The sequence below is a fragment of the Paenibacillus sp. FSL H3-0286 genome (genome assembly GCF_045040705.1).
GTDB lineage: Bacteria > Bacillota > Bacilli > Paenibacillales > Paenibacillaceae > Paenibacillus_AQ > Paenibacillus_AQ odorifer.
The window spans coordinates 956,513-970,387 of the sequence record NZ_CP150285.1 but is presented as its reverse complement, the minus strand read 5'-3'; the positions used below and the strand labels follow the sequence as shown (position 1 = coordinate 970,387).

Here is a 13,875-nt window from a genome sequence, read left to right as displayed (position 1 = left end):
AAAATAGAAAAAGGCATCCGGATACTCCGGATGCCTTTTTTTTGAGGCAATAGCAATCAGCAGAAATCACAGACTGCGGTGCAGCAGCGACAATGTATTCCGAAGCTCAGCGACAGCTACCTGGCCAGGTGCAGAAGGTTTATGTGCAGCTCCGAAGGTAAGCGCTGAACCAAAAACTTCACCTGCCAAACGGCTGATCACCCCGGCTCCCGCCATAGACATCGTTATAATCGGACGGTCTGCATATTTTTCCTTCATGATATGTGTAGCTTCCAGCAAAGTTAACACATCGCCTGCATCTTGGGGCATAACGGCAATTTTAGGCAAATCCCCGCCAAGCTCCTGCGCCTTGCATAACCGTGAGATGATCTCCTCTTTAGGAGGTGTACCCTGAAAATCATGATTTGAAATAATGACAGACACGTTATGAGCATGAGCAGCTTCGACCAGTAGCTTTACATCCTGCTCATCATTAAATAGTTCAACATCTATTATATCTACTAGACCGCTCTCGGCAGCAGCTTTATTCAGTGCTGTGTAATATTCCGTGCTGACTTGCTTCTCTCCGCCTTCTTTTGCACTCCGAAAAGTAAAAATCAGCGGCAGATCTGGAATCACAGAACAGATTTCGCTTAGTGCGTTCTTTACAGCTGCAACGTCTTCCACTTCAGCAAAAAAATCCGTCCGCCACTCCACCAAATCAGGTTGCAGTACTTTCAGCGCTTCCGCTTCCTGCTTCAGCTCAGACAAGGTCGCTCCAATTAGCGGAACACATATCTTAGGGATTCCTTCGCCGATGATCACATTTTTAACGGTTACTGTTCTGCTCATTATTTAAGCTCCTTATCCTATCTCATCTAGTATAGATCTTGAATATCCTGTACTGTCTATTCTACAGCGATTTACGTTTTAGAAACTGCTCGACCTCGGACAACTGCGGCAATGAAGGGATCGCCCCTTCTTTCCCTACAGCCAATGCACCTACAGCATTAGCGAAGCTCACGGCTTCCTCCAAGGTCTTCCCTAAGACCAGCTGCTGGGCTAATGCGCCATTAAATGAGTCACCGGCAGCAACTGTATCTACCGCCTTTACCGGGAAGCCTGGAACAGCCTTGGCACCTTCAGCATTCACAATCAGGGCACCTTTTGAACCCAAGGTTACAATTACGTTCTGTACTCCTTTTTGCAGCAAAATACGGGCTGCCTGCTCAGCAGTCTCTGCGCTATCCACAATCATTCCGGACAAAATCCCCGCTTCCGTCTCATTAGGTGTCAGGTAAGATACCTGAGCCAGCATCTCATCCTTTAGCACTCTAGCTGGTGCAGGATTAAGGATGACCGGAATCCCCTTACGATGGGCAATCGCAATCGCCTGCTCACTCATCGCCAGATCCATTTCAAGCTGCAGCACAATGATCTTAGCCTGGCTAATCACAGCCTCCAATGCCTGAATATCCTCTACCGTAAGCTCAATATTCGCTCCAGGTACCACGATAATCCGATTTTCTCCATCTTCTTCAATAACGATTGAGGCGACTCCTGTTGCCTCATGTTCACTTACAGAAATATGCTCTATATGAATGCCTTCATTCCTGATAATCTCCAGCATTTCGCTACCAAAGGTATCTTTTCCAACTCTTCCGATCATACTAACCTCTGCACCCAGACGTGCTGCGGCAACGGCCTGATTTGCCCCTTTTCCGCCAGGAGATAGAGCAAAGGCTTGTCCAATCAGGGTTTCTCCTGCATTTGGTGACCGGTTTGTACGTACCACCATATCCATATTCAAGCTTCCAATCACAACTATATCCAACTTAGACACCACCATTAATTATTTCTTCAATCTCTTTATCTTAGGGGCTTCTGTCCACTTTATCAATCAATTCCGCTCAATTGGATTCAAAATGGTTGTTTTCACCAAATTGACGTTATGCTTTTATTCATCGAGTGTGCTAGAATAGTGGTGCAATCGCTTCCACAATGATTGCCTGCACTATTTTGAGCAAACGTTTGCACCTAAGATAATGCCCGCAGCTTCACTGCAATTTAATCTAATCCGTGATTAGGAGGCTTATCAAGTGAACGAACAAAAATTACCGTCAGTCGCTTATTTTAGTATGGAGTACGGGCTGCATTCCGATTTCAAAATGTATGCCGGAGGTCTGGGCATTCTTGCCGGAGACTACATCAAGGGTGCAAAAGATATCAACGCCCCTATCATCCCTATTGGGCTGAAGTGGAAACAAGGTTACACGGACCAAAAGATTGATGCCAATGGCAATCCGTACGACTCCTATCACAATTATGTTTATGAGTTTCTTGAAGATACAGGGGTTAAGGTAACTGTTAAAGTCCGAAAAACCGATGTGGTATGCAAAGTATGGAAAACTGATTATTTTGGCAACAGCACATTGTATTTACTGGATACGGATATTCCCGAGAATAATGATGCCTGGATCACAGGCCAATTGTACGGCTGGTTCGGCGAAGAACGGATCGCACAAGAGATCGTGCTTGGGATTGGTGGAGTCAAAGCTATGCGTGCGCTGCAAATCCCTATTGATGTCTATCACTTCAATGAGGGTCATGCGGCTCTAGCGGCTATCGAACTAATCCGTGAAAAAATGTCCGGAGGCCATACCTTCGAAGAAGCGTGGAAAGCCACTCGCGAAGAAGTCGTATTCACTACCCACACACCAATCAAAGAAGGCAACGAAACCCATCCTCTCGACCGACTTGAGTATATGAGTGCGTTCAACGGCTTAACCCGTGACCAGATGGAGCGGATCGGCGGCGAGCCATTTAATATGACGGTTGCAGGTCTAAGACTATCACGTATTTCCAACGCAGTAGCCCAGCTACACGCCGATACGGCTAATAAAATGTGGAAGGAAGTAGCCGGAAGATCAGAAATTATAGGCATTACTAATGCCATCCATACTCCTACCTGGGTAGATGATAGAATGACACAAGCCTACGAACAGGATGGTGACTTATGGGCAGTGCATAAAGAGATCAAGGGCGAACTGATCCAGTTCATCAAAGAACGTTCCGGCATTAGCTTAAATGCTGACAATCTACTCATCGGCTTCTCACGCAGAGCTGCTCCATATAAACGAAGCGACCTGATCTTCTCGCAGCCAGAAATTATCGAACCTTATCTGGAGTCTGGAAAGATACAAATTGTATTCTCCGGCAAAGCGCACCCACTCGATGATAACGGTAAAAAAATCGTCAGTAACCTAGTAGCGATGATGAAAAAGTATCCAAAGAGTGTTGTGTTCCTCGAGAATTACGATATGACGATTGGCGCCCAGCTGACGCGCGGTGCTGATATTTGGCTCAACAATCCACGCAGACCATTGGAAGCCAGCGGCACCTCCGGGATGAAAGCAGCTATGAACGGTGTATTGAACTGTTCTATTCTGGATGGCTGGTGGCCGGAAGCCTGCATCGATGGTGAGAATGGCTGGCAGATTGGAGACGGCTTCGAAACTACAGACTTTGAGGTGCTGGATAAGCATGATAGTGATGCACTGTACGACACCTTATTGAAACGTGTACTCCCAACCTTTTACGAGAATCGTGAACAGTGGGTACAAATGATGAAAAAGAGTATCGAAACCACCCGTACGGAGTTTGCCACCAAAAGAATGTTAGATGAATATTACAACAGAATGTACATTAAAGCCTAAGTACAAGAACCGAATATCTTCTATATCAAAAAATGCAGCGCACCCCTTCAGTGATGGTAGGGATGCGCTGTTTCTTTTTTAATTCTGCTAAGTAATTAATCACTTTGTCTATCATATATATCTGAATGTGCCAACGATGTATTGACGATTACCACATATTGTAATGAGTCAATTATTTAAAATGTGTTGCAATTTCTCTAAAAAACATTAATATAGAACTTATACTAAATCTAAAATCAAATCTCATGAGGTGATTCTATTAATGAGCTCCAATAATAATAATCTTACAACCAGCTGGGGTGCTCCAGTAGGCGACAATCAGAATTCAATGACAGCCGGTGACCGCGGTCCCACTTTACTGCAAGATGTCCATTTGCTTGAGAAATTAGCCCACTTTAACAGAGAACGTGTTCCTGAACGTGTCGTTCATGCTAAAGGTGCTGGCGCTCACGGGTATTTTGAAGTTACAAAAGATCTAACCCAATACACAAAAGCTAACTTTTTGTCTGAAGTAGGCAAACGTACACCGTTGTTCATTCGTTTTTCTACTGTAGCTGGTGAATTAGGTTCTGCTGATACCGTACGTGACCCTCGTGGATTTGCCGTGAAGTTCTATACTGAAGAAGGAAACTATGATCTCGTAGGTAACAATACGCCTGTATTCTTCGTTCGTGATGCGATTAAATTCCCGGACTTTATTCATACACAGAAACGTGATCCACAGACACATCTGAAGAACCCGAATGCTGTATGGGACTTCTGGTCTTTATCGCCTGAATCTCTGCATCAGGTAACGATTTTGATGTCGGATCGCGGAATTCCAGCTACGCTGAGACATATGCATGGGTTCGGTAGCCACACCTTCAAGTGGGTAAATGCCGAGGGCAATGCAGTCTGGGTGAAATACCATTTCAAAACAGAACAAGGCATTAAGAATCTAGATGCAGACCTTGCTGCCAAAATCGCTGGGGAAAACCCGGATTATCATACAGAGGACTTGTTTAATGCTATTGATAAAGGAGATTTCCCTGCTTGGAAGCTCTACGTGCAAATTATGCCAATCGAAGATGCGAAAACTTACCGTTTTGATCCATTTGATGTAACAAAGGTCTGGTCGCAAAAAGATTATCCGTTAATCGAGGTTGGACGTATGGTATTGGATCGCAATCCGGAGAACTACTTCGCTGAAGTAGAACAAGTTACATTCTCCCCCGGCTCTTTCGTTCCTGGTATTGAAGCTTCGCCGGATAAATTGCTACAAGGCCGTCTGTTCGCTTATGGTGATGCACACCGCCACCGGGTTGGCCCTAACCATAACAGTTTACCTATCAACCGTCCAAAAGTAGAAGTGAAGAACTATCAACGTGATGGTGGTATGGCCTTGGGCAACAATGGCGGTTCCGGTGCCTATTACGAGCCTAACAGCTTAGGAGGACCTAAAGAATCACCGCAGCATAAAACATCGCCGTTCGAAGTCTCTGGTTATGCGGATAGTGTCTCCTACAATAGTGACGATCACTATACACAACCAGGTGACTTGTACCGTCTAATGTCTGAAGAAGAACGTACCCGTCTAGTTCAAAATATCGTTGGCGCTATGACTCCTGTTGAAAGTAACGATATCAAACGTCTCCAGATTGAGCATTTCTTTAAAGCTGATCCAGACTTGGGACAGCGTATCGCATCCGGTTTGGGTTTATCTGTACCAGACGGAATGTAAGATTGTAAATGCACTTATAAACTAAAGAGGACCTTTGCCCGTAGATGGGAAAGGTCCTCTTTTTGCTAATTAGCTGAAAACATAATAAATGATGACAATCACAACGCCCAGCGTGGAGACAATGGATAGACATGAAAAAAACGTGTTCCAGTTATTGCCTTTCATTTGTCTTATACACGACCAGTATAGTGGTTCTTTGGTGCTCTGCCCCATCACGTGATGATTTAACTACCGAACCGTAACAGATATTCACAATCTGTTCCTCCCGTAGTCCTGCCAGGAACTCATTAGCTTTATTCTCTGCATAAGAATTATCAGCATCTACAAACTCTTTAACTTGAATCATCCTGATCTCCTCCTTTAATAAATTAAGTAGTTATTTTATAGTTCTGGAATCTATATGTGAACTCAACGAAATGTACATGGCGTATCACTCCCCAGGTAACAATTAATGTAAAAATATCTTCAAAATACAGTATAGGCATTTCGCAGTTTTCTACGAAATGCCTATGCATCAGCCTATCATAGCACCCAAGTATGTAATAGTCAAAGGTTTTCATTACAATATTTAGAAGGTTTTAATTCCCCTTTTAAAATGGATTGGATTTACAAATAGAAGCTGGTATACTGATCAGAAGGTCTCCATTGGGGGACCTCTATTTGTATAGGAGGGATTTTAAGATGGCAACACACCATAACAGGTTTACAAGGAATGTGCTACTTAGAGGGGGTGAAATCTACTATGAACCATAGTCTTATCTATGAAGGCTCACGGACACAGCTGCTTCAGCAGCTTATCTATTTTGATGAGGAAAAAATCGCATTTCTAAATCAGTACTTTCCGGTACGGAGCAAGGATAGAAGCAACGCTGAAACGCTGTTATCCCGTTATTGCTCCGAGCTGGAACAATTACTAACTGAGTTCAATGGTGAAGATTTAAATTCACAGGTCTTTATCGGAAGTCAGCTGCAGCTTCGTTACTTGGACGATAATACTACAGATATCTATACCATCGTATTTCCTAACCAAGCAGAACCTAACAATAACAAGATTTCTATGTTGTCACCTATAGGCATGCAGCTGCTGCTGGCTGAGCTCGGCAGTACTTGTCAGCTAGCGATTCCTTCAGGTCAACTAGAGGTGAAGATCGAAAGCATTAAGTTCGTGAATAATGGTGAAGTAGGCGTTCTTATATAAGGACGATCCCTTATATACCCGCTACAGCAGCGTCCCTTTCCAGATATTAAGGAGGAGGACGCTGTTCTATTATTTAAGCCTCAAACCTTCTTCCAGCTTATTAACTGACTTCTGGATCCTTGCTGCTCTGGTTTCCGGTCTTTTCGCCCCTTCGATCCAGCTCACATATTCCTTCCGATAGGAATAAGCCAAGCTGTTATAATATACCTCTGCCTGCTCATTGCTGCTTAGTGCGTCCAGAAAATCTTCTGGAGCTTCTATCTCTCGCAATTGATGATCTTGTTCCATTGTCACCCGAACTATATCTCCAGGTTGAGCATGGGCTAAGTCTCGCAGTTCTTTTTTCACGACCATAAAATGTTTCCCATTACCATGCGGCATGAGTGTTCCTCTATAGGGAATGTCATTCAGGCTTCCTTTAACTTGTATCCTTGATTTAGTTTCATATATTTGTTCAGCGTCAAAAGGAACCGTAAGATATGTCCAACTCCCATTCGTATCTGGTCTGACTAACCTTGCTTCAAATTCAAACATTGGCCCCTCCTCAAATAAAATCTCTAGTTCCTATTGTATCCATACGTGCTTAACTATACAAAAAAACACCCGCCTAATACCGGCAGGTGTCTCTCTTTATAAGCGGGTGATGGGAATCGAACCCACGCTATCAGCTTGGAAGGCTGAAGTTCTACCATTGAACTACACCCGCAAAGGTATAAAATCGGGATGACACGATTTGAACATGCGACCCCCTGGTCCCAAACCAGGTGCTCTACCAAGCTGAGCTACATCCCGTTAACAATACTATAACTGCTTAGTAATAAAAATGGCGCGCCCTGAGAGATTCGAACTCCCGGCCTTTTGATTCGTAGTCAAACGCTCTATCCAGCTGAGCTAAGGGCGCAAAATCTATATGGAGCGGACGACGGGAATCGAACCCGCGACCCTCGCCTTGGCAAGGCGATGCTCTACCGCTGAGCCACGTCCGCAAAAACATGGTGCGCGTGAAGGGACTCGAACCCCCACGTCGTGAAACGCCAGATCCTAAGTCTGGTGCGTCTGCCAATTCCGCCACACGCGCACACTTAAAAAAAAATGGTGAGCCATGAAGGACTCGAACCTTCGACACCCTGATTAAAAGTCAGGTGCTCTACCAACTGAGCTAATGGCTCTCATAAATGGCTGGGGATATAGGATTTGAACCTATGCATGACGGAGTCAAAGTCCGTTGCCTTACCGCTTGGCTAATCCCCAATAATAATTAACTAAATGGCGGAACCGACGGGATTCGAACCCGCGATCTCCTGCGTGACAGGCAGGCATGTTAGGCCAACTACACCACGGTTCCATAGACATAATGCATAAGTGTAAATTGGTTGCGGGGGCAGGATTTGAACCTGCGGCCTTCGGGTTATGAGCCCGACGAGCTACCGGGCTGCTCCACCCCGCGTCATTAATAAGTATATACTATTCATTTTCACCATACCAGCTTATCCCTAAACATAATGTATAAGAGTAAATTGGTTGCGGGGGCAGGACTTGAACCTGCGACCTTCGGGTTATGAGCCCGACGAGCTACCGGGCTGCTCCACCCCGCGTCAGTGAAAATAATATGGTGGAGGCTGAGGGGATCGAACCCCCGACCCTCTGCTTGTAAGGCAGATGCTCTCCCAGCTGAGCTAAGCCTCCATGATATGACCCGTATGGGATTCGAACCCATGTTACCTCCGTGAAAGGGAGGTGTCTTAACCCCTTGACCAACGGGCCATGCTAATAATTTTTATGGCGGAGAGAGAGGGATTCGAACCCTCGAGACGCTTGTGGCGCCTACACGATTTCCAATCGTGCTCCTTCGGCCAAACTCGGACACCTCTCCATAAATGGCTCCCCGAACAGGACTCGAACCTGTGACAACTCGATTAACAGTCGAGTGCTCTACCAACTGAGCTATCAGGGAATATGGTGGGCCTTAGTGGACTCGAACCACCGACCTCACCCTTATCAGGGGTGCGCTCTAACCAGCTGAGCTAAAGGCCCTTCTAAGACATATTAATATTAAGGGCAAAAAAAATACCACGGGTAATGTGGTTGTCCGCTTGGCGGCGTCCTACTCTCCCAGGACCCTTCGGTCCAAGTACCATCGGCGCTGGAGGGCTTAACGGTCGTGTTCGGGATGGGTACGTGTGGAACCCCTCCGCTATCGCCACCAAACGGGCATTTACAGCGTAAATGCTCAGGCTTAATCGCCTGAAAACTGAATCCGAAACGAATTTGCGTTTGCCCTTCTTACGGGGCCCCCGGAAAGTATTCGGAATTAGCTTCGCAGCTTCTTCTTCACTTTTTGGGGTATTTTTAGGATAAGCCCTCGACCGATTAGTATTGGTCAGCTCCATGCATTACTGCACTTCCACCTCCAACCTATCTACCTCGTCGTCTTCAAGGGGTCTTACTAATTGGGAAATCTCATCTTGAGGGGGGCTTCACGCTTAGATGCTTTCAGCGCTTATCCCGTCCGTACGTAGCTACCCAGCCATGCTCCTGGCGGAACAACTGGTGCACCAGCGGTACGTCCATCCCGGTCCTCTCGTACTAAGGACAGCTCCTCTCAAATTTCCTGCGCCCACGACAGATAGGGACCGAACTGTCTCACGACGTTCTGAACCCAGCTCGCGTACCGCTTTAATGGGCGAACAGCCCAACCCTTGGGACCTACTTCAGCCCCAGGATGCGATGAGCCGACATCGAGGTGCCAAACCTCCCCGTCGATGTGGACTCTTGGGGGAGATAAGCCTGTTATCCCCAGGGTAGCTTTTATCCGTTGAGCGATGGCCCTTCCATGCGGTACCACCGGATCACTAAGTCCGACTTTCGTCCCTGCTCGACTTGTAGGTCTCGCAGTCAAGCTCCCTTATGCCTTTGCACTCTGCGAATGATTTCCAACCATTCTGAGGGAACCTTGGAACGCCTCCGTTACTCTTTAGGAGGCGACCGCCCCAGTCAAACTGCCCGCCTGACACGGTCCCCGTACCCGATAAGGGCACTAGGTTAGAACCTAGATACGATCAGGGTGGTATCCCAACGGCGCCTCCACCGAAGCTTGCGCTCCGATTTCTACGGCTCCCACCTATCCTGTACAGATCGTACCCAAATTCAATATCAAGCTGCAGTAAAGCTCCATGGGGTCTTTCCGTCTTGTCGCGGGTAACCTGCATCTTCACAGGTATTAAAATTTCACCGGATCTCTCGTTGAGACAGCGCCCAAGTCGTTACGCCATTCGTGCGGGTCAGAATTTACCTGACAAGGAATTTCGCTACCTTAGGACCGTTATAGTTACGGCCGCCGTTTACTGGGGCTTCGGTTCATAGCTTCGGGTTACCCCTAACCACTCCCCTTAACCTTCCAGCACCGGGCAGGCGTCAGCCCGTATACTTCGCCTTGCGGCTTCGCACAGACCTGTGTTTTTGCTAAACAGTCGCTTGGGCCTTTTCACTGCGGCCCCCTCGTGCTATTCACACTACCGGGGCACCCCTTCTCCCGAAGTTACGGGGTCATTTTGCCGAGTTCCTTAACGAGAGTTCTTCCGCGCGCCTTAGAATTCTCTTCTCGCCTACCTGTGTCGGTTTGCGGTACGGGCACCTTCTCCTGGCTAGAGGCTTTTCTTGGCAGTGTGAGATCATGACCTTCGCTACTATAATTTTCGCTCCCCATCACAGCCCAGCCTTAATGATGTGCGGATTTGCCTACACATCAGCCTCACTGCTTAGACGGACATCCATCAGTCCGCGTCACTACCCTCCTGCGTCACCCCATCGCTCATAGCGGATTACGGTGGTACAGTAATTTCAAACTGTTGTCCTTCGACTACGCCTTTCGGCCTCGCCTTAGGTCCCGACTTACCCTGAGCGGACGAGCCTTCCTCAGGAAACCTTGGGCTTTCGGCGGATCAGATTCTCACTGATCTTTTCGTTACTCATACCGGCATTCTCACTTGTGTAGTGTCCAGCGCTCTTTTCAGTACACCTTCAACCCCTACACAACGCTCCCCTACCCCAGATACATACGTATCTAGCCATAGCTTCGGTGGTGTGTTTAGCCCCGTTACATTTTCGGCGCAGAGTCACTCGACCAGTGAGCTATTACGCACTCTTTCAATGGTGGCTGCTTCTAAGCCAACATCCTGGTTGTCTGTGCAACTCCACATCCTTTCCCACTTAACACACACTTGGGGACCTTAGCTGATGGTCTGGGCTGTTTCCCTTTTGACAATGGATCTTAGCACTCACTGTCTGACTCCCGGCAATAAGTATATGGCATTCGGAGTTTGACTGAGCTTGGTAATCCTTGCGGACCCCGCACCCAATCAGTGCTCTACCTCCACTACTCTTATACCGAGGCTAGCCCTAAAGCTATTTCGGGGAGAACCAGCTATCTCCGAGTTCGATTGGAATTTCTCCGCTACCCCCACCTCATCCCCGCACTTTTCAACGTACGTGGGTTCGGGCCTCCAGTGCGTGTTACCGCACCTTCACCCTGGACAGGGGTAGATCACACGGTTTCGGGTCTACGTCCACATACTAATTCGCCCTATTCAGACTCGCTTTCGCTGCGGCTCCACCTTCTCGGCTTAACCTTGCATGTTAAACGTAACTCGCCGGTTCATTCTACAAAAGGCACGCCATCACCCATTAATAGGGCTCTGACTTTTTGTAAGCACACGGTTTCAGGTTCTATTTCACTCCCCTTCCGGGGTGCTTTTCACCTTTCCCTCACGGTACTGTTTCACTATCGGTCGCCAGGTAGTATTTAGCCTTAGCAGATGGTCCTGCTGGATTCATACGGGGTTTCACGTGCCCCGCACTACTCGGGATCCGTCTCGGAGAGAATACAGTTTAGGTTACAGGGCTTTTACCTCTATCGCGGGCCTTTCCAGACCTCTTCACCTACCATATTCCTTTGTAACTCCATGTGAGACGTCCCACAACCCCTAAGAGCAAGCTCTTAGGTTTAGGCTGTTCCGCGTTCGCTCGCCGCTACTGACGGAATCACTATTGTTTTCTCTTCCTCAGGGTACTTAGATGTTTCAGTTCCCCTGGTCTGCCTCTACATTTCCTATGTATTCAGAAATGAGTAACTGCGAATTACCACAGCTGGGTTTCCCCATTCGGACACCCCCGGATCAAAGCTTGCTTACAGCTCCCCGAGGCAGTTTCGTTGTTCGCCACGTCCTTCGTCGGCTCCTGGCGCCTAGGCATCCTCCGTGTGCTCTTATTAGCTTAACCTTGATTTTTCCGCAGGAAAATATCATACGATGACATTCTCTTTGGAATCATCTCACTAATAACATTTACTTGTTTACACAAGTTGCTAAAAGATGTTCTAAAACGCAAATTCGTTTCGGTATCCAGTTTTCAAGGATCAAGTCTTACTTGAGAGCTTAAACTCTCAAAACTGAGCAACGAGTGAGTAACAGGCCTAAACCTGAGTTTTGGAAGCTGAGCTTCCGATTTGAATGTCCTCATTGCAGAGAACGATTCTCCATAGAAAGGAGGTGATCCAGCCGCACCTTCCGATACGGCTACCTTGTTACGACTTCACCCCAATCATCTACCCCACCTTCGGCGGCTGGCTCCCTTGCGGGTTACCCCACCGACTTCGGGTGTTGTAAACTCTCGTGGTGTGACGGGCGGTGTGTACAAGACCCGGGAACGTATTCACCGCGGCATGCTGATCCGCGATTACTAGCAATTCCGACTTCATGCAGGCGAGTTGCAGCCTGCAATCCGAACTGAGACCGGCTTTGATGGGATTGGCTCCACCTCGCGGCTTCGCTTCCCGTTGTACCGGCCATTGTAGTACGTGTGTAGCCCAGGTCATAAGGGGCATGATGATTTGACGTCATCCCCACCTTCCTCCGGTTTGTCACCGGCAGTCACTCTAGAGTGCCCAGCATTACCTGCTGGCAACTAAAGTTAAGGGTTGCGCTCGTTGCGGGACTTAACCCAACATCTCACGACACGAGCTGACGACAACCATGCACCACCTGTCTCCTCTGTCCCGAAGGCCGCTGCTATCTCTAGCAGATTCAGAGGGATGTCAAGACCTGGTAAGGTTCTTCGCGTTGCTTCGAATTAAACCACATACTCCACTGCTTGTGCGGGTCCCCGTCAATTCCTTTGAGTTTCAGTCTTGCGACCGTACTCCCCAGGCGGAGTGCTTACTGTGTTAACTTCGGCACCAAGGGTATCGAAACCCCTAACACCTAGCACTCATCGTTTACGGCGTGGACTACCAGGGTATCTAATCCTGTTTGCTCCCCACGCTTTCGCGCCTCAGCGTCAGTTACAGCCCAGAAAGTCGCCTTCGCCACTGGTGTTCCTCCACATATCTACGCATTTCACCGCTACACGTGGAATTCCACTTTCCTCTTCTGTACTCAAGCCACCCAGTTTCCAGTGCGACCTCAGGTTGAGCCCAAGGTTTAAACACCAGACTTAAATAGCCGCCTGCGCGCGCTTTACGCCCAATAATTCCGGACAACGCTTGCCCCCTACGTATTACCGCGGCTGCTGGCACGTAGTTAGCCGGGGCTTTCTTCTCAGGTACCGTCACTCCGATAGCAGTTACTCTACCGGACGTTCTTCCCTGGCAACAGAGCTTTACGATCCGAAAACCTTCATCACTCACGCGGCGTTGCTCCGTCAGGCTTTCGCCCATTGCGGAAGATTCCCTACTGCTGCCTCCCGTAGGAGTCTGGGCCGTGTCTCAGTCCCAGTGTGGCCGTTCACCCTCTCAGGTCGGCTACGCATCGTCGCCTTGGTGGGCCGTTACCCCACCAACTAGCTAATGCGCCGCAGGCCCATCCCTCAGTGACAGATTGCTCCGTCTTTCATTCTTCTCTCAGGAGAAAAAAGAAATTATCCGGTATTAGCTACCGTTTCCGGTAGTTATCCCAGTCTGAAGGGCAGGTTGCCTACGTGTTACTCACCCGTCCGCCGCTAAGTTACTTTGAAAGCAAGCTTTCAAAGTAACTCCGCTCGACTTGCATGTATTAGGCACGCCGCCAGCGTTCGTCCTGAGCCAGGATCAAACTCTCCAATTAGTATTGAAAAGAGCGATATGCTCATTTTGAAACATCTGACGAGAAAATTAATTCTCTAATTTGGATTTCACTTGCGTGATTTCCTACTCACTCGTTGTTCAGTTTTCAAAGATCAAGTTCTCGTTGGTGCCATTTAATGTCTCAGCAGCAACTCTTATACTATAT

The 13,875-nt window shown here is 47.8% G+C and carries 7 protein-coding genes, 15 tRNA genes and 3 rRNA genes; 3 read left to right on the top strand and 22 right to left on the bottom strand.

Annotated elements, in window-relative coordinates:
- Positions 1-66 precede the first annotated feature (66 nt).
- Both aroD and rbsK read right to left on the bottom strand, forming a co-directional pair.
- On the bottom strand, positions 67-831 hold the full coding sequence (aroD, locus tag MHB37_RS04230; protein WP_076130672.1) for a type I 3-dehydroquinate dehydratase: 765 nt from the start codon (positions 829-831) through the stop codon (positions 67-69).
- Positions 832-892: 61 nt separating this feature from the next.
- Positions 893-1,822, bottom strand: coding sequence for a ribokinase (gene rbsK, locus MHB37_RS04225; RefSeq protein ID WP_218640434.1), 930 nt, complete (start codon positions 1,820-1,822; stop codon positions 893-895).
- A 256-nt stretch (positions 1,823-2,078) separates the two neighbouring features.
- On the opposite strand from rbsK, the gene glgP reads away from it, so the two are divergent.
- Positions 2,079-3,695: an alpha-glucan family phosphorylase gene (glgP, locus tag MHB37_RS04220; protein WP_076130674.1), complete on the top strand. Its 1,617-nt coding sequence runs from the start codon at positions 2,079-2,081 to the stop codon at positions 3,693-3,695.
- Between the two features lie 262 nt (positions 3,696-3,957).
- Positions 3,958-5,415 carry a catalase KatA gene (gene katA, locus MHB37_RS04215; RefSeq protein ID WP_076187446.1) on the top strand — a complete coding sequence of 486 codons (1,458 nt, stop codon included), beginning with the start codon at positions 3,958-3,960 and terminating at the stop codon, positions 5,413-5,415.
- Between the two features lie 151 nt (positions 5,416-5,566).
- On the opposite strand, the gene MHB37_RS04210 is transcribed toward katA, so the two are convergent.
- On the bottom strand, positions 5,567-5,761 hold the full coding sequence (locus tag MHB37_RS04210) for a sporulation protein Cse60 (protein WP_036686883.1): 195 nt from the start codon (positions 5,759-5,761) through the stop codon (positions 5,567-5,569).
- 396 nt (positions 5,762-6,157) lie between these two features.
- On the opposite strand from MHB37_RS04210, the gene MHB37_RS04205 reads away from it, so the two are divergent.
- A complete protein-coding gene (locus MHB37_RS04205; protein WP_076130676.1) occupies positions 6,158-6,613 on the top strand; it encodes a GreA/GreB family elongation factor in 456 nt (151 codons plus the stop codon).
- Between the two features lie 69 nt (positions 6,614-6,682).
- Here MHB37_RS04205 and MHB37_RS04200 read toward each other — a convergent pair whose 3' ends face one another.
- The 19 genes from MHB37_RS04200 to MHB37_RS04110 form a co-directional block, all read right to left on the bottom strand.
- Positions 6,683-7,147, bottom strand: coding sequence for a YdeI/OmpD-associated family protein (locus MHB37_RS04200; RefSeq protein WP_076279888.1), 465 nt, complete (start codon positions 7,145-7,147; stop codon positions 6,683-6,685).
- Between the two features lie 101 nt (positions 7,148-7,248).
- A tRNA-Gly gene (locus MHB37_RS04195) sits at positions 7,249-7,319 on the bottom strand.
- 12 nt (positions 7,320-7,331) lie between these two features.
- A tRNA-Pro gene (locus tag MHB37_RS04190) sits at positions 7,332-7,405 on the bottom strand.
- A 32-nt stretch (positions 7,406-7,437) separates the two neighbouring features.
- Positions 7,438-7,514, bottom strand: a tRNA-Arg gene (locus tag MHB37_RS04185).
- Between the two features lie 10 nt (positions 7,515-7,524).
- Positions 7,525-7,599, bottom strand: a tRNA-Gly gene (locus MHB37_RS04180).
- A 7-nt stretch (positions 7,600-7,606) separates the two neighbouring features.
- A tRNA-Leu gene (locus tag MHB37_RS04175) sits at positions 7,607-7,691 on the bottom strand.
- Positions 7,692-7,706: 15 nt separating this feature from the next.
- Positions 7,707-7,782, bottom strand: a tRNA-Lys gene (locus MHB37_RS04170).
- Between the two features lie 7 nt (positions 7,783-7,789).
- Positions 7,790-7,864: transfer RNA gene (locus MHB37_RS04165), tRNA-Gln, on the bottom strand.
- 16 nt (positions 7,865-7,880) lie between these two features.
- Positions 7,881-7,958: transfer RNA gene (locus MHB37_RS04160), tRNA-Asp, on the bottom strand.
- A 25-nt stretch (positions 7,959-7,983) separates the two neighbouring features.
- A tRNA-Met gene (locus MHB37_RS04155) sits at positions 7,984-8,060 on the bottom strand.
- 71 nt (positions 8,061-8,131) lie between these two features.
- Positions 8,132-8,208 (bottom strand) — tRNA-Met (locus tag MHB37_RS04150).
- Between the two features lie 15 nt (positions 8,209-8,223).
- Positions 8,224-8,299: transfer RNA gene (locus MHB37_RS04145), tRNA-Val, on the bottom strand.
- Positions 8,300-8,305: 6 nt separating this feature from the next.
- Positions 8,306-8,377: transfer RNA gene (locus tag MHB37_RS04140), tRNA-Glu, on the bottom strand.
- A gap of 16 nt (positions 8,378-8,393) precedes the next feature.
- A tRNA-Ser gene (locus MHB37_RS04135) sits at positions 8,394-8,486 on the bottom strand.
- A gap of 5 nt (positions 8,487-8,491) precedes the next feature.
- Positions 8,492-8,567 (bottom strand) — tRNA-Asn (locus MHB37_RS04130).
- A gap of 3 nt (positions 8,568-8,570) precedes the next feature.
- Positions 8,571-8,647 (bottom strand) — tRNA-Ile (locus MHB37_RS04125).
- A gap of 57 nt (positions 8,648-8,704) precedes the next feature.
- Positions 8,705-8,821: ribosomal RNA gene (gene rrf / locus MHB37_RS04120) — 5S ribosomal RNA — on the bottom strand.
- Positions 8,822-8,963: 142 nt separating this feature from the next.
- Positions 8,964-11,890, bottom strand: a 23S ribosomal RNA gene (locus MHB37_RS04115).
- 262 nt (positions 11,891-12,152) lie between these two features.
- Positions 12,153-13,710 (bottom strand): 16S ribosomal RNA (locus MHB37_RS04110).
- The 16S, 23S and 5S rRNA genes sit together here with 15 tRNA genes alongside, the layout of an rRNA operon.
- Positions 13,711-13,875 lie beyond the last annotated feature (165 nt).